General features: G+C 35.4%; 22 protein-coding genes and 1 riboswitch. Of the genes, 15 read left to right on the forward strand and 7 right to left on the reverse strand.

Annotation, left to right across the window (positions count from 1 at the left end):
- The 4 genes from RB619_RS04050 to kaiC are packed head-to-tail and all read right to left on the reverse strand — an operon-like array spanning position 1 to position 3,533.
- The gene (locus RB619_RS04050) at positions 1-1,257 is read right to left on the reverse strand and encodes an ATP-binding protein (protein ID WP_308094498.1); all 1,257 of its coding nucleotides are present in this window, start codon (positions 1,255-1,257) and stop codon (positions 1-3) included.
- A 4-nt stretch (positions 1,258-1,261) separates the two neighbouring features.
- On the reverse strand, positions 1,262-1,558 hold the full coding sequence (locus RB619_RS04055; protein WP_308094500.1) for a circadian clock KaiB family protein: 297 nt from the start codon (positions 1,556-1,558) through the stop codon (positions 1,262-1,264).
- A 2-nt stretch (positions 1,559-1,560) separates the two neighbouring features.
- Complete coding sequence (locus tag RB619_RS04060) at positions 1,561-1,854, reverse strand: circadian clock KaiB family protein (protein WP_095927489.1); 294 nt, start codon at positions 1,852-1,854, stop codon at positions 1,561-1,563.
- Between the two features lie 5 nt (positions 1,855-1,859).
- Entirely contained in the window at positions 1,860-3,533 is a 1,674-nt protein-coding gene (gene kaiC, locus RB619_RS04065) for a circadian clock protein KaiC (RefSeq protein WP_308094509.1), read from the reverse strand.
- Positions 3,534-3,861: 328 nt separating this feature from the next.
- Between kaiC and RB619_RS04070 the strand changes: the two genes are divergently transcribed.
- From RB619_RS04070 to RB619_RS04100, 7 genes are all read left to right on the forward strand, one after another.
- Complete coding sequence (locus RB619_RS04070) at positions 3,862-4,605, forward strand: SDR family oxidoreductase (RefSeq protein ID WP_308094511.1); 744 nt, start codon at positions 3,862-3,864, stop codon at positions 4,603-4,605.
- 303 nt (positions 4,606-4,908) lie between these two features.
- Complete coding sequence (locus RB619_RS04075; protein WP_308094518.1) at positions 4,909-5,322, forward strand: cupin domain-containing protein; 414 nt, start codon at positions 4,909-4,911, stop codon at positions 5,320-5,322.
- 400 nt (positions 5,323-5,722) lie between these two features.
- Positions 5,723-6,718 (forward strand): alpha/beta hydrolase, encoded by a 996-nt coding sequence (locus tag RB619_RS04080; protein ID WP_308094520.1) that lies wholly within the window; start codon positions 5,723-5,725, stop codon positions 6,716-6,718.
- 124 nt (positions 6,719-6,842) lie between these two features.
- Positions 6,843-7,253, forward strand: a complete 411-nt coding sequence (locus tag RB619_RS04085; RefSeq protein WP_308094522.1) for an organic hydroperoxide resistance protein — start codon at positions 6,843-6,845, stop codon at positions 7,251-7,253.
- A 119-nt stretch (positions 7,254-7,372) separates the two neighbouring features.
- Positions 7,373-8,134 carry a DUF1223 domain-containing protein gene (locus tag RB619_RS04090; RefSeq protein WP_308094523.1) on the forward strand — a complete coding sequence of 254 codons (762 nt, stop codon included), beginning with the start codon at positions 7,373-7,375 and terminating at the stop codon, positions 8,132-8,134.
- Positions 8,135-8,512: 378 nt separating this feature from the next.
- On the forward strand, positions 8,513-9,529 hold the full coding sequence (locus tag RB619_RS04095; protein ID WP_308094524.1) for a histidine kinase: 1,017 nt from the start codon (positions 8,513-8,515) through the stop codon (positions 9,527-9,529).
- Complete coding sequence (locus RB619_RS04100; RefSeq protein ID WP_308094526.1) at positions 9,510-10,277, forward strand: LytTR family DNA-binding domain-containing protein; 768 nt, start codon at positions 9,510-9,512, stop codon at positions 10,275-10,277. The genes RB619_RS04095 and RB619_RS04100 overlap by 20 nt, the downstream gene beginning before the upstream one ends.
- 207 nt (positions 10,278-10,484) lie before the next feature.
- Here the strand turns inward: RB619_RS04100 and RB619_RS04105 are convergent, their stop codons facing one another.
- Both RB619_RS04105 and RB619_RS04110 read right to left on the reverse strand, forming a co-directional pair.
- Positions 10,485-12,074, reverse strand: coding sequence for an ABC-F family ATP-binding cassette domain-containing protein (locus RB619_RS04105; RefSeq protein ID WP_308094528.1), 1,590 nt, complete (start codon positions 12,072-12,074; stop codon positions 10,485-10,487).
- A gap of 210 nt (positions 12,075-12,284) precedes the next feature.
- Positions 12,285-12,683 (reverse strand): DoxX family protein, encoded by a 399-nt coding sequence (locus RB619_RS04110; RefSeq protein WP_308094530.1) that lies wholly within the window; start codon positions 12,681-12,683, stop codon positions 12,285-12,287.
- A 164-nt stretch (positions 12,684-12,847) separates the two neighbouring features.
- Here RB619_RS04110 and RB619_RS04115 point away from each other — a divergent pair, with 164 nt between their 5' ends.
- The 6 genes from RB619_RS04115 to RB619_RS04140 all read left to right on the forward strand — a co-directional run bounded on the left by RB619_RS04115 (position 12,848) and on the right by RB619_RS04140 (position 16,851).
- Positions 12,848-13,420: a Crp/Fnr family transcriptional regulator gene (locus RB619_RS04115; RefSeq protein ID WP_308094532.1), complete on the forward strand. Its 573-nt coding sequence runs from the start codon at positions 12,848-12,850 to the stop codon at positions 13,418-13,420.
- A gap of 347 nt (positions 13,421-13,767) precedes the next feature.
- Positions 13,768-14,334: a YceI family protein gene (locus tag RB619_RS04120; protein WP_308094534.1), complete on the forward strand. Its 567-nt coding sequence runs from the start codon at positions 13,768-13,770 to the stop codon at positions 14,332-14,334.
- Between the two features lie 4 nt (positions 14,335-14,338).
- The gene (locus RB619_RS04125; protein ID WP_308094536.1) at positions 14,339-14,557 is read left to right on the forward strand and encodes a 4-oxalocrotonate tautomerase family protein; all 219 of its coding nucleotides are present in this window, start codon (positions 14,339-14,341) and stop codon (positions 14,555-14,557) included.
- Positions 14,558-14,562: 5 nt separating this feature from the next.
- A complete protein-coding gene (locus tag RB619_RS04130) occupies positions 14,563-15,297 on the forward strand; it encodes an SDR family oxidoreductase (protein WP_308094538.1) in 735 nt (244 codons plus the stop codon).
- A 1-nt stretch (position 15,298) separates the two neighbouring features.
- Positions 15,299-15,748, forward strand: coding sequence for a nuclear transport factor 2 family protein (locus RB619_RS04135; RefSeq protein WP_308094540.1), 450 nt, complete (start codon positions 15,299-15,301; stop codon positions 15,746-15,748).
- Between the two features lie 17 nt (positions 15,749-15,765).
- Positions 15,766-16,851 (forward strand): nitronate monooxygenase, encoded by a 1,086-nt coding sequence (locus RB619_RS04140; RefSeq protein ID WP_308094542.1) that lies wholly within the window; start codon positions 15,766-15,768, stop codon positions 16,849-16,851.
- A gap of 444 nt (positions 16,852-17,295) precedes the next feature.
- A riboswitch (SAM riboswitch) is annotated at positions 17,296-17,396 on the forward strand.
- A 61-nt stretch (positions 17,397-17,457) separates the two neighbouring features.
- Here the strand turns inward: RB619_RS04140 and RB619_RS04145 are convergent.
- Positions 17,458-17,595 carry a hypothetical protein gene (locus RB619_RS04145; protein ID WP_308094544.1) on the reverse strand — a complete coding sequence of 46 codons (138 nt, stop codon included), beginning with the start codon at positions 17,593-17,595 and terminating at the stop codon, positions 17,458-17,460.
- Positions 17,596-17,678: 83 nt separating this feature from the next.
- On the opposite strand from RB619_RS04145, the gene RB619_RS04150 reads away from it, so the two are divergent.
- Together RB619_RS04150 and RB619_RS04155 are read left to right on the forward strand one after the other, a co-directional pair.
- Positions 17,679-18,668, forward strand: coding sequence for a TlpA disulfide reductase family protein (locus RB619_RS04150; protein WP_308094546.1), 990 nt, complete (start codon positions 17,679-17,681; stop codon positions 18,666-18,668).
- 208 nt (positions 18,669-18,876) lie between these two features.
- Positions 18,877-20,352 (forward strand): aminotransferase class V-fold PLP-dependent enzyme, encoded by a 1,476-nt coding sequence (locus tag RB619_RS04155; RefSeq protein ID WP_308094548.1) that lies wholly within the window; start codon positions 18,877-18,879, stop codon positions 20,350-20,352.
- The last annotated feature ends 146 nt before the right edge of the window (positions 20,353-20,498 follow it).

A 20,498-nucleotide genomic window follows, 5' to 3' on the forward strand; every position in this document is an offset into this window, starting at 1 on the left:
TTATGCAATGGGAAAATAAAGATTAAATGTTGTGCCTTCGTTGAGCGTACTTTCGACGGTTATTTTTCCGGAATGGTTTTCCATGATTTTTTTACAAATCGCAAGGCCAATTCCGTTTCCTGAATATTCGTTTCGGGCATGTAAACGCTGGAAAATGGTAAAGATTTTAGCTAAATGGTTTTCTTCCATTCCTATACCATTGTCTTTAATTTGAATCTGTACAAATTTAGCATTTTGATTTGGTATTTTGGTATCTAAGTTTTCGGGCTGAAAAATTTCTATAAACGGAGCCGTTGTTTCTTTGCTGTATTTTATAGCATTCGAAATAAGATTAGAAAAAAGCTGGCGCATTTGTACTCTGGAAGCTTTTACGATTGGTAAATCTCCAACTTTAATGCTGGCTTTTTTATCTGAAATTATAATTTCAAAATCCTCCATAACTTCAGAAATGATGGTTTTCAGGTTTATTTTAGTTCGTTCTTCCTGCGCCGTATGCGATGAATATCGTACTAAATCATCAACAAGGGAGTTTAAACGCAAAGCCGATAATTTCATGACATTTATTGCTTTGGTATCTGGTTCGGTAAAATAACTTCCGTCAATTCGGCTTGTATTCATTACAATTTTTCGCAACGGTTCTTTCAAATCGTGCGATATTACGTGAATAAACTCTTCCAGATTTCGGTTGATTTTATTCAGTTCGTTGATTTTTTCTTCTAATTCTTCTTGATGACGAATTAAAGCTTCTTCGTGTTTTTTCTTTTCGGTTAAATCGGTAATCACGATTCCAATGGCTTCAACAGAAGGTTCAAGATCTGTTAAAGCGATATAAGCCGGAAAAGTTTTTTTATCGCTATCCGATTTTAAAAGAATTTCGTGTGTGGCGATTCCGTATCTCAGCGCCTGAATAAGCTGGACAAACTGTGTGGGATTATCAAAATATTCGTTTAAATACGTCCCAACAATTTGTTCTGAAGGAATACCAACGAGTTCTGAAAAGTAGTCGTTGCAATATAATATGAGTCCTTTTCGCGAAATACTAAGCGCACCTTGTCTGAATTTTTCAATAAGAAGCCTATACGTATAATCGGCTGTTTGGAGAGAATATACTTCCGGAACTCCGTTTGTACTTACTACTAAAGCATCAACATCTCCTTGTTTTATAGCATCTACAATACTATTGGACTCAAAAAGCTCTTCTTTTAAGGATTCTATTTCTGCTAATAATGATTCTATATTTCTTTTTTTTACCTCCAAATTATTACTCTAAGTTTAGTATATACAAAACCTTTTCTTTATCTGATAAATCACCCAAAATGATTCTTTTGGGTTCAGGATGTATTTTGATTAATGTTGGGATTGCCACAATTTGATGAATTACAGCTTGTTCCTTGTCACGACTAATATCTATAATCTCTATTTCGTAGTTTTTCGTGAGATAGGTGTCGCAGATTTTGCGCAAATTTTCGATTGCATGTCCTGATTTAACAGACATACCTGAAACAAAAAGTTTGAACTTATGTTTGGTTGTACTTGTGCCATCAGATGAATCTTCCATGATTATGAGTTTATAGGTTTGATATTAAGTCCTACAAGTACTCTTTCTTCATTAGAAAGATCACCAATTATTTTGCGGATTGGCTCGGGAAATTTTCTCACCAAAGTTGGTACAGCCAAGATTTGATCGCCTTCTGCCAATTGCGGATTCTTCAGCAAATCGATAATTTCGATGCTGTATTTTCCTTTTAAATGTTCTTCGGCATACTTTTTTATGTTCTCAAGCGCCTTGATCGATTTTGGCGTTTGGCCTGCTATATAGAGCAATAATTGCCATTCGGCTACTTCTTTTTTCATTTTGTTTATTTTTTCTTAGAAGACAGTTTTTCCTGCAATTCTTCTGTTGCTTTAAGGATACTTAATTCTTCTTCTGCCGATTCAAATTCGGTTTTCAAGGCTTCAATATTGGCTTCAAGAACTTTGCGTTTACGCTCGATTTCACGGTCTTTTCTGCTGATTTCGTTTTGAAGCTTGATATTCGAAATGGTTTTCTTGAATTGGTGTGATGTTCTGGCCGTTCCCGTCAAAATTCCCTGCGGACCTAATTCTACATCCAGTAATTCGATTCCGTTGCTGGTAATCACAAATTCTCTAACTTGGTTAGAATGTCCCATTCCGCGGGCTTTGACGATGAAAATTCCTCGGTTTCTTTCGCCAATTCCTTCCATATCACGAACCGTTATCCAGGTATCTACTAATGAAGATACGGATTCTTCGGCTAAATCTGGCCTGAAATTTTCAGTTTGTTTATTTAATGACGTAAACAAGGCCGTAATGTTATTGGCTTTCAGCATATCGATTAATCGTACAAGCATAGATCGAACTTCGTGTTCACTTCCCACCGAAATCAGATTGCTTATTGGGTCGATAACTATTGTTGTCGGACTAAACTCTTTGATTAATTTTCTAAGCGTAAGCAAATGCAGTTCAAGACCGTTTAACGACGGACGAGAAGAATGAATTTGCAATAAGCCATCTTTAATGTGTTTGTCAAGATTAATTCCGATTGATTTCATGTTGCGAACCAATTGTTGCGGCGATTCTTCAAAAGCGAAATAAATCGTTCTTTCTTTATTTTCACATTGCTGATTGGCAAAATAACAACCAATCGTGGTTTTTGCTGTTCCAGCCGTTCCTGAAACCAATATATTGCTGCCGCGGTAAAAGCCACCACCCTGAAACATATCGTTTAATCCCGGAACTCCTGTTGAAATAATATCCGAAGAAACTTCATTATCTAGTTTTAATGAGGTAATAGGAAGTACCGAAATACCTTCTTCATCTATTAAAAACGGATATTCATTTGTTCCGTGTGTTGAACCTCTGTATTTTACAATGCGAAGTCTTCGGGTTGAAACCTGCTCAATAACGCGATGATCGAGAACAATAACGCAGTCTGATACATATTCTTCTAATCCCTGACGTGTAAGTGTTGCTTCTCCGCGTTCGCCTGTAATAACGGCTGTAACTCCTTTTGTTTTAAGCCAATGAAATAATCTTCGTAATTCGGCTCTAAGGATTGCCTGATTGTCAAGACCTGCAAATAAAGATTCGATTGTATCGAGTACAACACGAGTTGCTTTTATAGAGTCAATCGCGTGTCCCAATCGTATAAATAAACCATCAAGATCGTATTCTCCAGCTTCTTCAATTTCGGATCTTTCGACGCGAACATGATCTACTACGAGTTTTTTATCTTTCTTAAGTTGTTCAAGGTCAAAGCCCAGCGATTTTACATTCAAAGTAAGATCATCCGAAGGTTCTTCAAAAGACATGAAAACTCCAGATTCGCCATATTCTGTAATACCTTTAATAAGGAATTGCATTGACAATAATGTTTTTCCGCATCCGGCGCCACCACAAATTAAAGTTGGGCGTCCTTTTGGGAAACCTCCTTCAGTAATTTCGTCTAATCCGTCAACTCCCGTTGGAGTTTTTGGAAATATAAAATGAGTTGTTTTTGTTTTTTCTTGCACGATAATATAAATTCAGTATAATCTCAAATATACGTTTTCCTACATGATTTACAATGAATTCTTATTAAGATTTAACAGCTGTTTAATGAAGTTTTAAAAATAAATTAAGAAAATTAGGCTTTAAATATGAAGAAATCGGAGAATTTTAACCAAATAATCGCAAAATTGGTTTTAAATATTTAACACTAATTTTTCCGTTTTGGCGAAAATTGATTTTTAAGAACAGGAAAATGTTAAAATACACTTTGCAGTATACTCTATGATACTATCAAAAAAGCAACCTCTTTTCCAATCTAACTTTGTCCTGTTAATTTAAAAACATATAAAAATGGACAATCTTAAAAATAAAGTAGCCGTAATTACTGGCGGAAACAGCGGTATAGGTTATGCTACAGCAAAACAATTAAAAGGGCAAGGCGCAACGGTTGTTATTACCGGAAGACGGAAAGAAGCGATTGAAAAAGCGGCGCAAGAATTAGGTGTTATAGCAATCACAGCAGATCAATCGAATGTTTCGGATATTGAAAGTCTGGTTTCAAAAGTTGAACAGGATTTTGGTAAAGTGGATATTCTTTTCATAAATGCCGGAATTGCGGGTTTAGGAAATATCGAACAAACTTCTGAGGAATTGTATGACAGTATTATGAATGTCAACTTGAGAGGCGCTTATTTTACATTAAGCAAATTTATCCCAATTTTGAAGGATGGTGCTTCGGTGGTATTTTTGTCTTCGAATACTGCAAGTATGCCAGGGCCGGGATCTTCGGTTTATTCGGCGAGTAAAACTGCTTTGAATTCGGTTATGAGATCGGCGGCGTTGGAATTAGCGCCAAGAAAAATCAGAGTGAATTCGGTTAGTCCAGGACCTACAGAAACCGAAGTGATGAAAAAAGTAGGTTTAGACGAAGCAACTGTAAATGGTATTATGGATGTTGTTGTAGAAAAAGTGCCATTAAAACAAATGGGAGAATCTGAAGATGTTGCTAAAATGGTTTCGTATTTAAGCAGCGAAGCAGCAAAATTCATCACCGGAGCTGATTTTATTATGGATGGGGGAATGGTTTTGGCTTAATTGTTAATGGTGAACTATTAATTATGAATTGAGATTTAACCGCAAAGAGCGCTAAGGTTTACGCAAAGGTCGCAAAGTTATTACACACATAGCTTTGCGATCTTTGCGTTTATACAAAGCATAATGAGCCAAAAACTTTGCTCCCGATAGCTATCGGGATTGCGGTTAAATATGCAGCTTAGCATATGTCCAATTCACCTTCAAGTTTGTCCGTTTCGTCTATTTTTTGATTTCGCAGGAAGCGTTGTCATTCTACTTTTGACTCAGAAATTAACTGATAACAAATAATTTAAATCAAAAGTTATGGAAACTAAAAAACAAAAAACCTGGGTTATAATCGCGATCATCATTTTAGGAATTATCGCTTTTTTAATCCCAAATCAAATTGCAGCGCAAACCGGAATTAAAAGAACAGATTTACAAAAACACGATTTGGGTATTCCAGGAAGAGAAACCGTTCAGGCAAGAATTGATTTTGACGGACATACGGCTTTCGGAAAACATTCACATCCGGGAGAGGAAATCATTTATGTACTTGAAGGTTCATTAGAATATGAAGTTGAAGGTCAAGGGACAGTTGTTTTAAAAGCCGGAGAAGTACTTTTTATTCCGGCTGGAGTTGTTCACTCCGCACGAAATAATACAGATTTAAAAGCATCAGAATTGGCAACGTATATCGTTGAAAAAGGAAAACCAGTTTTGGTTATGAAAAAATAGTGTCAGGTTTCAAATTGAAATGCGAATAGTTTAACCGCAAAGTGCGCAAGGTTTTTTGATCATGAAGGCGTGGTAGAAACGCGAAGGACACAAAGCTTTGCGTATAGTTTTTTGCCACAGATTATAAGATTAAAAAGGATTTTAATCTGTGTTAATCAGTTTAATGCGCTCAATCTGTGGCTAATTAATCACACCGCTTTGCGCCCTTTGCGTTAGTATAGAGCCCAATAAGTAAAAATACCTTGCGCACTTTGCGGTTAAATCGTCACAATTTACATCCTGTCCATTTCACCCTAAACTTTGTCCACTTCACCTTTTTTCGTCTTTTAAAACGAGGATTGTCAAGATACCTTTGACGAAGAAATTAACTGATAATCAACTAATAAAAACATCAAAAATTATGAAAACAATAGTAAAAATCAAAAACAGTTTTACAAATGCAGTTCTTTTAATTGCTTTTCTTTTAGTAAACGTAGCAGCAATTGCACAAACAGAAAAATCAGAAGGTTCATTAGGAACTTTAAAACAAATCAACGCGGGTTTATTAAATGTTGGTTATACCGAAGCCGGCCCTTCAAACGGAACTCCAGTAATCCTGCTTCACGGCTGGCCTTATGACATTCACAGCTACAATGAAGTCGTTCCGATTTTAGTTTCAAAAGGATATCACGTTTTTACGCCTTATTTAAGAGGTTTTGGCACAACAACCTTCCTTTCGAAAGAAACATTCAGAAACGGACAGCAAGCGGCGTTAGCAAGTGATCTTATTGCTTTTATGGATGCGCTGAAAATTGATAAAGCAGTACTTGGAGGTTTTGACTGGGGAGCTAGAACTGCGGTTGTTACAGCTGCGCTTTGGCCAGAACGCGTAAAAGGTTTGGTTTCGGTAAGTGGCTATTTGGTAGTAAATCTTGAAGCGAATTTAAAACCGCTTCCTCCAACAGCAGAATTAGGATGGTGGTACCAGTATTACTTTGCAACCGAAAGAGGGAAACAAGGTTACACTCAAAATACATACGATTTCAATAAATTGATCTGGAAAATTGCTTCTCCATTATGGAATTTCGATAAAGCAACTTACGATCAAACGGCTCAGTCTTTTGATAATCCAGATCATGTAGCAATCGTAATGCATAATTACAGATGGAGACAGTCTTTAGAGGCTGGAGAATCAAAATATGATAATCTTGAAAAACGTCTGGCTTCAAAACCAGCAATTAAAGTTCCAACAATCACAATAGGAAGTGATTTTGACGGCGCTTTCGCAGATGGAAAAGCATACGCTAACAAATTCACAGGGAAATACGAACATAGAATCTTAAAAGGAATTGGACATAACGTTCCGCAAGAAGATCCAAAATCATTTGCGCAAGCGATAATTGACGTTGCTAAATAATGGTGAATTGTAAATTGTTAATGGTTAATTACTCTTTACATCGAACATTTCACATTTCATAAAAAAAATCAATATCAAGCATATAAAATTCACAATTAATAATTCACAATTAACAATTAATAAAATGGAAACAAAAATCTTATACACAGGAAAAACACACACAACAGGCGGTAGAGAAGGTGCATCTCAAAGTTCAGATGAACAATTGAATATCAAATTAAGTTCTCCGGGATCATCACGTCCGGGGACAAATCCGGAGCAGTTATTTGCAGCAGGTTGGTCGGCTTGTTTTATTGGCGCTTTGGGAATTGCGGCGTCAAAATTAGGCATCAAACTTCCGGCAGAGACTGCTGTAGATACAGAAGTCGATTTGTGTGTCACTGAAGGGGAATATTCTTTGCAGGCAAGATTAAACATCAATCTTCCGGGAATTAATCGTGAAACGGCAGAAGCTTTGGCAGCACAAGCGCATCAAACTTGTCCGTATTCAAAAGCGACAAGAGGAAATATAAACGTTGAGATTAATATTCTGTAATTTCTAAGTTGCCGACCTGCAAGGTTTTTAAAACCTTGTAGGTTTAACGTATAGACTTTCTAAATAGAAAAATATACCTACAAGGTTTTAAAAACCTTGCAGGAAATAAAATAGAAATCATGAAAAAGATAAAAATAATAAGCGCTTTTACAATGCTGTTTCTGTTAATTGGAAACACCATTTTCAGCCAAAATAATAAAGATAAAAAAGGTTTTGCCTTATTAGAATTATATACTTCCGAAGGCTGTTCGAGTTGTCCTCCAGCAGATGAATTGATGGGGAAAATCCAAAAACAATATAAAGACAGCAACGTATATGTTTTGTCCTATCATGTTGATTATTGGGATAAACAAGGTTGGAAAGATATTTTTAGCAGTGCTTCCAACACCAAAAGACAGTACGATTATGCAAAATTCATGGAAAAAGAACCCATTTATACGCCACAGTTGATTATCAACGGGAAAATAGATTATATCGGTTCACAGGAAACGGCTGTTCAAAATGGAATACATTCGGCGCTTTCAAAACCCGCAATTACTGAAATTGCTTTAGAGGCCAATGCGCATGAGAATAAACTGAATGTGAATTATAGTTTGAGTAAAGTTTCAAAAGACAATCGTTTATTTATTGCCGTTGTTCAAAAATTAGCGAAAAGCAATGTAAAAAGGGGCGAGAATGCCAATCGTATTTTATCGCATTTTCAAATTGTTCGAAGTCTGAATAGTTTTGCTTTCGCAGGAAATTCAAAAGGAAGTGTTTCTTTGGCTTTGCCAAAAGATTTTAATACAAAAGATTTTGAAGTAATTGGGTTTGTTCAAAACATGAATACGGGAATTATTTTGACAGCCAATCGAGCAATTTTTGCACAAAATTTATTGTAAAATAGAGGAGAAGCAAAATGGTTTTTGACTCAAATAGGCAGTACGTTTTTAATTTAAGAATTGGAGTTTTTCACTTCGTGGAAAAGCTGCTCTTTAGTCGATAATTAAAGCTAAAAATAGTCAATTTAGAACTCTGACTAAATGTCAGTACATGTATTTTGTTTGTTGTTAATTTATTGGAAACCAGTATTTTTAAAATTATTATATAAAGTAAAATATTAATGTTGTTGTTTGTAAAAATGCAACGGAGTTTAAATCTTAAATCTGACTTTCTTATCATAAAAATCCCGTTATTTTATCACTATCTTTGACAAAGTATATCGAACTTGAAACCTGACCCGATAGTTGTCGGGATAAAACTCGAAACAAAAAAAAACTATGGAAAAAGTAAAACGCTTTCAGGTTTCCCGCCGCGTTATTTGGGGGAGTTCTGTAGCACTTGCAATTCTGGCTTCGATACCAAAATTATTTGACATGGCTTCAACGCCTGGAGATCTTGTAATCAACTCTTCGATTACACTTCTGTTTTCTCTTTTTATCTGGTATTACAATATTTATAGTCTGCCTAAATTTTCAGTCCGTCACATGGCTAAAAGTCTGTTTAACTGGAAGTTATTGCTGAGTGTGGTGCTGGGAATTTTGCTGATGGTGATTCTGGTAGTGGCGCATCAGGAACTTTTTCAGGTTTCCAAAATGGATGCGCCTATTATGTTTGAATTGCGTGGCGTTTTGATTAATTTGATTGTATACATGTTTTTGCATCTGCTTTTTCAAAACTATCAAACGCAACAAATAGGGGTAGAACTCGAGCGAAGCAAAGCCTTAAATTTAGGCGCGCAATACGAACTTTTGAAACAACAGGTTAATCCACATTTTTTATTTAATAGTTTGAATACGCTAAAATCAATGGTCGATATTCAAGATCCGCAGAGCTCTGATTTTATTTTGAAATTATCTGACTTTTACCGATTTACGCTAGAGAGCCGAAAGCTTGACTTGATACCTTTAAAAGAGGAGATTCAGATTCTGGATTCGTATGTTTATTTGTTGAAAGCCCGTTTTGAAGACGGATTTGAAGTGCTGAATGAAATTGATTCAAAACAATATGATTGTGCTATTCCACCGTTTTCATTGCAACTTTTGATTGAAAATTGCATCAAGCATAATGTGGTTTCTTTGGATAAACCTTTGCGAATTAAATTATATACCGAAGATGATTTTTTGGTTATTGAGAATCCAATTCAGCTGAAACGAGGCGTTTTGTCGACGGGCGTTGGTCTGGATAATATCAATCAGCGTTTCATGCATTTGGTTCATAAGGAAATCGAAATTGATAAAAACGACACTATTTTTAAAGTCAAAATACCGCTTATTTATGAATATCGTAATAATTGAAGATGAAGTAAAAACGGCCAAAGCACTTGGTCAGCTTATTTTGAGCATCAGGCCTGACGCTCAGATTTTATCATACATTCAGAGTATCGACGGCGCTGTGAGTTATCTGATGGAAAACGATCAGCCGGATCTTATTTTTATGGATATTCAGTTGGCAGATGGGCTTTGTTTTGAGATTTTTAAAAATGTTGAAGTGCTGTCTCCGGTGATATTTTGTACTGCGTTTGATGATTATGCGATTGAGGCTTTTAAGTCAAACGGAATCGATTATGTTTTAAAGCCGTTTTCAAGAGATAGTATTTCTCAGGCGATCAAAAAAGCAGGCGAACTGAAGAATTTCTTCCAAAGAAATAAAAAAATGATGCCGGATTTTGATTATCTCTTGACGAGAACTGGCGAAAATACAGGTAAAAGCAGTTTTTTAGTTTTTAAAAACAATAAATATCAAACCATTCAAACCGAGAATATTGCGTTTTTCTTCATCAAAAATGAAACGCCTACAATTATGACGTTTGATAAAAATGAATACCAAATTACGCAGTCGCTTGATGAGGTTCACAAGTTGTTATCGCCAATTCAGTTTTTTAGAATGAACAGGCAATATCTGGTGAATTTTTCGGCAATACGAGAAGCCGAACATTATTTTTCACGTAAGCTACTTATCAAGTTGACAATCCCAACAGAAGAAAAATTATTGGTCGGAAAAGAGAAAGCCACAGCTTTTTTAAGCTGGCTGGAAAACCGTTGATAATTGTGAAATGTAAATAGTTTAACCGCAAAGCACGCTAAGATTTTTACATTCAGGACTTAGTATAACCGCAAAGCACGCAAATCTATGTGTAAAAAATTTTGCGGACTTGGCGTAAACCTTTGCGTACTTTGCGGTTAGATTATCTATCTTTCAGTATGAAATATTTATAAAATACATTTTAAGTTTTTGTTGATATAAATACTTCTAAAATAAATAAATTGAGTTGTTTATGTTTATTTCTTTTAAGAATATTTCATCGTGTGAAACCACAATCAGTGTGCCTTGATATTCATTTAAAGCATGTGTTAGAATTTCGATATTTTGCAAATCGAGATTGTTTGTCGGCTCATCTAAAATGATTAAATCGGGAGCCTGATTTGCAATTGTCAAACCGCAAAGCATTAAGCGCATTCGTTCTCCTCCGCTTAAAAACTGACAAGGTTTATCCCAATCGGATTTGCCGAAAAGAAAACGATTCAATCTCATTTTTACATCATGTTCTTCAAAACCCGAAGTATTATTTTGCTGCGCCTGTTCATAAACGGTCAGCGCATTATTGATGAGCGAATAATCCTGATCAATGTAAACGCTTTCGCAATCTGCGATTTTCAGAGTTCCTGATTTTGGTTGTATTTCGCCTAAAATCAATTTGATCAGCGTTGTTTTTCCTGAGCCATTATTTCCTTTTAAGGCGATTCTTTCGCCAGAAAGTATTTCAAAATTCAAATTGGTTTTCCAAATTGCTTCATCATTATAGCTGTAATTCAGCGATTCAGCAGTTGCGATTATTTTTCCTTTATGCAGGCTCGAATTGTCAAGGCCAAACTTCATTTTATCCAAACTTGAAACTCCTTCGCGCAAATCACGCAATTCCTGAGAGATTCCGTCAATTTTTTCAGCATGAACGCTTTTGGTTTTTGATGAACTGTTTTCGGCTTTATTCTTTAAAGTATTCATCATTATGCGGGCAACTCCTGCTTTTTCTTGTTTCTTTTTGCCTTTTGCATCCAGTTTTTGCTGTCTTTCGATTGTTTCTCGCTGTTTTTCTTTAGCTTTCTGAAGTGCTTTTTCTTTGGAATGAATATCTAGGGCCAAAGCGTTCTTTTCGATATTCTTCTGCTCCAAATAAAAATCATAATTACCGCCGTAGGTTTTGACTCCGTTTGACTTTAGTTCGCAGGTTGTATCGAGTAAATTCAGCAGTTTGCGATCGTGACTTACAATCAACATTGTACTTGTCGAAGCTTTTATGAATTGGTACAATAAATTCCGTCCTTCAACATCAAGATGATTGCTCGGTTCGTCGAGCAATATAAGTTTTGGCTGATGAATGGCAATTCCGGCAAGAAATACCTTTGTTTTCTGGCCTCCGCTTAAAAAATCCATTTTCTGATTTAAATCTAAATCATTTAATTTCCAGTAGTTTAAAGCTTCGCTGCAACGATCTTCAATTGTCCAATCGTCGTTGAGCAGATTTAAATTGGTTTCGCTTACATTTCCGCCGAGAATTTCATGAAAAGCGGTAAGTTTTTGATCAATTTGTAAAGCTTCAGCAATACTCAAATGATTGTATTGTCCGAAGATTTGCGGAATATAATACGGATCGGTCTCAATTTCGATGGTTCCGCTTGACGGAAATAATTCTTTTGCTATAATTTTAAGCAAAGTTGATTTTCCAGCACCATTATGGCCTGTTAGGGCAATTTTATTGCCCGTGTTTACCGTTAAGCTGATGGCGCTAAACAGCAATTCTTTATTAGAATGTGTATATGAAATGTTTTGCAGAATGATCATAATCTCTTTCTTAAGCATTAATAAATCAGCAATACCAAAGTTTGGCTCGCTGTCTCTATATCTGAAAGAAATTATTTATTCACATTTATGGAAGTAGTTTATTTGAAAGTGCAAAGATAAGAAATGTTTTAAAATGGCTAACAAAACAAAAAGCGTCTGTATATTACCTAGACGCTTTTTATATTTTTTGATACTTATAAAGCTTTGAAATTAGCTTACAATTGCATTTCGGCTGTAATTAGCGGAATATAATTCTCTAAACATCGCATACGTTACACTGACCATTGCAAAAGCAATAATAGCGTCGATGGTGGCAGGAAAACCTAATACAACTAATTTTGAAAAGAAAGCAAAAATGATATCAAAGAAAACTCCAGCAAAGACCCATTCTTTCAATCGTAATAATTTATTCGGAATCAATAATGTGATTACTCCAGCGACTTTAAATACACCAAGAATATAAATAAAATGTGCTGGATAGCCCAATTGTTGTGTGATTTCCCAAACTAATTTGTTTGTTGTAAGTTCGAAAAATCCGCTGGCACCAAACCATAAAGATGTTAAAATGATTCCTGTCCAGTAAATGATTTTTGTTGTTTTTGTGTTCATGATTTTAATTTTTAAGTTGTTAAACAGGACAAAATTGCGTTAGATCCAACAGAAAACATATCGTTTTTTGGGTGAAACGGACAAATTGAATCATGAAATAGACAATCCGAAAGTTCATCTGATTTCATAACTTTACAAAAGACTTTTAAAACTGAAATTATATAATGGAAGCTAAAGCCATTTTGCAACTACATATAGCCAAAACTGCTGTATTGACAGAAGAGGAATTCGATTATTTCTATTCTCATTTCAAGCCTTTATCTTTCAAAAAAGGCCAAACTATTATCAGCGCCGGCGATAAAGTAAACTGCGAATATTTTGTGATTTCAGGCTGTTTGAAAGCTTTTTTTATCAATGATGAAATCAAAATGTACATATTGCAGTTCGCTATGCCAACTTGGTGGGCGTCTGATTATTCCGCTTTATACAATCAAACGGAAGCAACCATAAATGTTGACTGTATCACCGATGCCGAAGTGCTTTGCCTTTCAAACGAAGACCGCGAGAAACTTTGTGCCGAATTTCATCAAGTAGAGCATTTTTTCCGCTGGAGAACGAATAAAGGTTACATCGCTTCTCAAAAAAGGCTTTTATCTTTTATGAATAACAATGTGAAAATACGTTATGAAGAGCTTTTGGCTTTGTATCCGCAATTGTATAATCTTGTTCCAAAACATTTGATTGCCGCTTATTTGGGTGTTTCAAGAGAAACGCTGAGCAGGCTTTATAATTCGTAGGTTTTATGGGCCACAGATTTTACGGATGAAACGGATTAAAATAGTTTGTTTCATGCAGATTATGACGATTATGTAGCTACTAATTAATCTCGCAAAACAGGAAATATATTGGCTCTCGCAGATTTTGCAGATTGAGCTGATTATTTTTCAATCTTTTTTATCTGCATAATCTGCAAAATCTGCGAGAGACCAAAATAAGAATTCTGTAAAAAAAAAAACTTAGCACCTTAGAATCTTAGCATCTTAGAACCTCAAAAAATAAGAATGTGATATAGGTCACGTAACCCATTTCCATAGTCGCCGTTCCTTTGTACTGTAGTTTTAAATACACTTAAAAAACAATCACAATGGAAACAACAAATTTTAAAATCGTAAGCTCAAATAGCAACGTAGAATGGACTGGAAGAAAAGTAACCGGCGCACATAACGGTACAATTGGTATCAAAGAAGGTAATTTCATCGTGCAGGATGGAAAAGTAAAAGGAGGGAAAGTTGTAATTGATACAGCTTCTATAAAAATTCTGGACGTAACAGATCCAGCAACAAATACACAATTCGCAGGCCATCTTGCCTCAGATGATTTTTTCTCAATCGAAAAATTTCCTACTTCAACTTTTGATGTTCTTTCAGTGAAAGAAGTATCAGATAATGTTTTTCATCTTGAAGGAAACCTTACCATTAAAGATATTACACATGTTGCAGGTTTTGAAGCAAAGTTAGAAAACAACCGAAATGTAATCGCTCTTAAAGGGAAAATGATTATTGACCGTACCAAATATGATATTAAATTCCGCTCAGGAAATTTCTTCAAAGATTTGGGAGATACTTTGATTTACAACGACTTCGAATTGGATTTTAATGTCACTGCCGAAGCTATTTTTTCAGAACAATCTATCCCGAGCCTTCGGGACTAAAGCCATGCCTTACGTAAAATTAGAATTGACTCGCGAAGGCGTAACACGTGAGCAAAAACAGCAATTAATAAGCGGTATCACTAATTTAATTACAGAAGTATTAAACAAAGATCCGCATTTGACCCAGATTGTAATTCAGGAAGTAGAACTTGATGATTGGGGGTACGCAGGAGAACAAGTATCTGTATTAAGAGAAAAAGGCATTACAGCCGATAAAAAATAAATATCATGAAAAAACAAACAATAATCGTTACCGGAGCAGCTTCAGGTATTGGAAAAGGAATTGCTAAATACTTTTTGGACAGAGGAGATAATGTTGTTATCAATTCATTTACAGAAAGTTCTTTGAAAAAAGCATATGATGAATTTGGAGCTGGAGATAATCTGGCGATGTTCGCCGGAGATGTAAGCGATAAAAAAACGGGCGAACAATTGGTAAAAATCGCCGTTGAAAAATTCGGTTCTGCCGATGTACTGGTAAATAATGCCGGAATATTTGACAGTAAACCTTTCTTAGAAGTTGATGAAGCGTATTTAGATAAGTTTCTGACTACCAATTTAAAAGGAACATATTTCACTACACAAGCCGTAGTTCCTCAAATGCTGAAACAAAAAGATGGTGTCGTAATTAACATCGGAACACCATTAGTAAACCACGGATTAGGTGGATGGCCAGCTTCGGCACCAATTGCAAGTAAAGGAGCTATTCACGCTATTACAGTTCAGTTAGCGGCAGAATTTGGAAAACAAAACATTCGTTTCAATACTGTTGCGCCAGGTGTTATCAGAACTCCAATGCACGGTGATAAAGCCGATCAAAGCGCTGGCTTGCATTTGTTAAACAGAGTAGGAGAGATTGATGATGTTGCTGAAATGGTTTATACTGTTGCTAAAAGCAATTTTATAACCGGATCAATTATCAATGTTGACGGAGGTAAAGCAGCTGGACATAATTTAAATTAAAATGAAAACTATTTTATTAACTGCTTTTATGTTCTGGTCATTCCAGGGCATAAAAGCACAAAATGCAATTAAAATGGAAAATCAAGCAGAAATTACAGCTATTACAAATGCAGTTGAAAACTATTATTTTAAAGGAATTTATGAAGGCGACGTAATGCTTTTGGGAAGCGTTTTTTATCCCGGAAGCTTTGTATTTGGGGATGTTAACGGACAACCTTACTTTAAAACCGTAGATCTTTATTTAGATGGTGTAAAAAATAGACAAAGTCCTAAAGATTCAGGAAAACCTTTTAAAGGTGAAATCCTGAGCATAAAAATCGTAAATTCAATTGCGATTGCAGAGCTTAATGTGAAAATGTACGATTTTAATTATCGGGATTTTTTATCTTTCCATAAGATTGATGGAAAATGGCTAATCGTCAATAAAATGCTGACTAATGTAAGCGAATAATTTTAAATTTTAAAGTGATGTGGTACAATACAAAAGCTTCAGAGTTATTAGGAATTCAATATCCAATTTTGCAAGGGCCTTTTGGCGGTAATCTTTCATCGCCTGAACTTGTTGCGGCGGTTTCAAATGCAGGTGGATTGGGCGGATACGGTGCTTATACATTGAGTCCTCAGGAAATTTTTGAAGCAGACAAGCAAATAAAAGCTTTAACGGATAAACCTTATAATCTAAATCTTTGGGTATCCGATTCAGATATGAATCCAGAAGGTATTACAGACGAACAATACAATAAGGCAAAAGAACTGTTTAAACCTTATTTTGACGACGCCGGAATTCTGTTGCCTGAAAAACCAGCATCTTTTCAATCCCGATTTGAGAATCAGCTGGAAGTTGTTTTGGATATTCGCCCAAAAGTTTTCAGTTTTATGTTTGGCGTTCCGTCTCAAGATGTTTTGGAGCAGTTCCGAAGATTAAAAATTGTAACGGTTGGCGCAGCTACGACTTTAGATGAAGCTCTGTTTTTAGAAAATGCCGGAGTGGATATGATAATTGCCTCAGGTTTTGAAGCTGGTGGACACCGACCTTCTTTTTTGGCTTCAGCCGAATCATCAATAACTGGAACTTTTGTTTTATTGCAGTTAATCAGAGAAAAAGTAAAAGTTCCCGTAATTGCAGCAGGAGGGATTGCCAACGGAAAAGGGATTGCGGCAGCATTAGCTTTAGGAGCAAGCGCAGCTCAAGTAGGAACGGCATTTTTAGCTACCGAAGAATCAAACGCAATGCCAATTCACAGAGAAATGCTTTTTTCAGATGCTTCAAAATACACAACATTATCTCGTGCTTACACCGGAAGGTTAGGACGCGGCATAACCAGCAGAATTGCAAAAGAAATTATGGGCAAAGAAGCAGATGTATTACCATTTCCATTACAAACTACTTTTATGTCGCCTTTGCGAAAAGCAGCACTTGATCAACAGAAATGGGATATGATATTGTTTTGGGGCGGACAGATTTCGCCTATTTTAAAACATAGAAAAGCAGGAATACTGATGAATTCATTAATTGAAGAAACTGCGGCTTATTTTGATGGATTGAAATTGTAATCCTAAATTCTGAATTAAGTTGAGTATTTCGCTTCTCTGAAGCTTTAGGTTTTAACTTAATTATCAGCTATAAATATTGCGCCCTTACAGGGCTGTAAAGTAAACTCTGGAGGAGTATTATATTTATAGAAATAATTAGTGAAAGCGCAATTTAGCCCCATCGGGGCGGTATAAGACAAAGAATAGAAAAAGAATTAAAGCTCGTTTCAAAACCGGAATGAGTTTTTTTATGCATAAAAAGTTCATTTTTGAACCAATTTATGGATTAAACACATCAATTTCGGCAATAAAATCAAATTTTTAAACTTTTATAAATCTCTGTTTTTAAGTTTGTTAAAACCAATTTATAAACGAATCAAAATTAATTTGAAAAAAAACAAACTTAAACTTGATTAATTCGGTAGAATTAATATGTATTTGTATCACAGAAAATTTCTGTAATGATACTTATCCAGAAAGACTGAGGGAATAGGCCCAATGAAGTCTTAGCAACCTGTTTCTAAATAAGGTGCTAAATCCTTCCTGCCTTGCGGGACAGATAAGAAAGATTTCCTGAAAATCTGAATAAGATCATCAATATTAAAGTCAATTTATTTAAAATGAAAACTAAGTCAGTTTTATTACAAGCCCAATCTGATCGTTTGAATTTATTCTTTCAAAAAAATAATCTTGAAGTTTTCCGAATGCGAAGACAATAGTTTTTTTCACATTTTCTTTATTTACAGTATTTGCTATGGTCTTCATTGGCCCTGGAATTCTTTTGTCCAATTTAAATTTAAATCAACATGAAAATAATAAGCTTACTAATCACTAAAAATCAAAAAAAGATGAAAAAAATGTTACTCAGTTTTGCCTTATTGTGCGGGTTAACGCAAGTGCAGGCGCAGGAAAATAATATACAGTTAAAAGGAACTGTTGCTGATACAGTAGTTCAGTATGTTTATTTGCAAAAGTTTCACAACAAAATGTTTACTACGATTGATTCGGTAAAAGTAAAAGACGGAAATTTTAGTTTTAAAACTAAAGTACAAACGCCAGAATTATATGGTTTAACGGTAAATTCGGGAAGTTCTCCGTTATATATTTTTCTTGAAAAAGAACCAATTACAGTAAAATTAAGTCCGAAGAAATATTACAACGCTTCAACGGTAACAGGTTCAGTTTCACAAGATTTGTTTGAAGCGTATAAAAAAGAGAAAGACCCAGAAATCAGTAAATTCATTACAGAACATCCAAAGTCGATTGTTTCTGCTTATGTTTTATACCGAAACTGGTCGTACAGACTGACGCCGGAGCAAATCACACAAAATATTGCTTTACTAGATAAAAGTTTGCAAACTACTACCTATGTGAAAGAATTGAAAGAACTGGTGACTGTACTTAGCGGATTATCAATTGGGAAAAAAGCGCCAGATTTTACTGCCAATAATCCAGAAGGAAAGCCAGTTCGTTTTTCAGAAAACCTGAAAGGATACACTTTAGTTGATTTTTGGGCGTCATGGTGCGGACCTTGCCGCAGAGAAAACCCAAATATTGTAGCAGCTTACAAAGAATTCCATGACAAAGGATTTAATATAATAGGTATTTCTTTGGACAGAAAAAAAGAAAGCTGGATAAAAGGAATTCAAGATGATAAATTAGACTGGATTCAGGTTTCAGATTTGCTTTTCTGGAACAGTGCAATTGCTAAATTATACGGTGTAAGAGCAATCCCAGCCAATTATTTAGTGGATTCTAACGGAATTATTGTGGCGAAAAATCTTCACGGAGAAGAATTGCAGTCAACGCTTAAAGGACTTTTAGAGAAAAAGATTTAAGAGATTGCGCACAATCTTGTCATTCCGAGAAACGAGGAATCTTCGCGAGTAACTCGACAAAGATTGGCGATTATGATTGTGGAGTTTCTTGCGGAGATTCCTCGTTCCTCGGAATGACAAAACTATCCGCAATCTTGTCAATTATGACAAAAAAACACTGGTAAAAATACATCAACAATACAATTAGTTAATTTTAAATGATAAGGAAATGAATGCAATTGAGACAACAGCGCCAATAGAGTTGGAGTGTTACTTCTCTAAATTTAGAGAAAACACGATAGGAGTAAATCATAGTTTTGAATCGGTTTATGGTGAGCAGAATTTGCTTTATGCAGATTGGGTAGCCAGCGGAAGATTATACGTTCCGATTGAAGATATAATGCTCAATAAAATTGGTCCAATGATTGCCAATACGCATTCACTTTCGAGTCAGACGGGAAAAACGTCAACTTATGCTTATCAGCATGCAAGGGAAATTATCAAGAAAGCGGTTAACGCAAATGAATCAGATGTTTTAGTTACTGCCGGAACCGGAATGACGGCTGCTTTGTCAAAATTGCAACGTATTATAGGTTTGAGAAAAAATTACGGAAATGAAAATGACAAACCAGTCGTTTTTATTACGCATATGGAACATCATTCCAATCAGGTTTCGTGGTATGAAACTAATGCTGATGTTGTGATTTTACCCGCTGATGAAAACAATTTAGTCGATCCGACAATTCTTTCTTCAGAAATAAAAAAATATGCCGACAGAAGTTTGAAAATAGGCTCATTTACAGCTTGTTCTAACGTAACCGGAATTATTACGCCTTATCATGAATTGGCTAAAATCATGCATCAAAACGGCGGATTTTGTTTTGTTGATTTTGCTGCTTCGGCGCCTTACGTTAAAATCGATATGCATCCAAAGGATCCAGAAGAGCAGTTAGATGCTATTTTCTTTTCGCCTCATAAATTTTTGGGTGGGCCAGGAACTTGCGGTGTTTTGGTTTTTAATGAAAAACTTTACAACGCTGAATTTCCAGATAATCCAGGCGGAGGAAACGTAAAATGGACCAATCCGTTTGGGAATTATTCGTATAGTGATGTAATTGAAGTGAGAGAAGACGGTGGAACTCCAGGTTTTTTGCAGGTAATTCGAACGGCTTTGGCTTTGGAATTAAAAGAAAAAATGGGAGTGAAGCAGATTGCCAAAAGAGAAAAAGAACTCTTGGATCTTTGTTTTTACAGACTTCAAAAAATTCAAGGATTGTCAATTTTGGGTGATTTGAATAGCAAAAGAATTGGCTGTGTTTCCTTCGTAATTGAAGATATTCATTATAATTTAATCGTGAGGCTTTTAAATGACCGTTTCGGAATTCAGGTTCGTGGTGGCTGGTCTTGCGCAAGTACATATGCGCATTATCTTTTTAATATTGACGAAAAGCGCTCAAAAGCGATTACAAATGAATTATCAGAGAAAAATCAAACCAATAAACCGGGCTGGGTTCGTTTGTCACTTCATCCTATTATGACGAATGAAGAACTGTTGTTTATTTGTGACGCAATCGAGCAAGTGGCTATGAATTATAAAAAATGGCAGAAAGATTACGAATACAATTCTGCGTCAAACGAATTTGAAAATCCACAAATTGCAGATACAATTGCGAGAGAAGTGAATGAATGGTTTAAATTTGATTAAAATTTAGTCTATTATTTTGATAGGGAAATAAAAGTTTTAATGATTTTTGCATTAAAATTGAAATTAACTGTTTAAATTTGCAACCGCAATGAGAAAAAACGACCAGAATATGAAGAATTATTATAGCAGCAGTTTAATGTGCTGTG

Source organism: Flavobacterium sp. LHD-80 (assembly GCF_030929605.1).
GTDB lineage: Bacteria > Bacteroidota > Bacteroidia > Flavobacteriales > Flavobacteriaceae > Flavobacterium.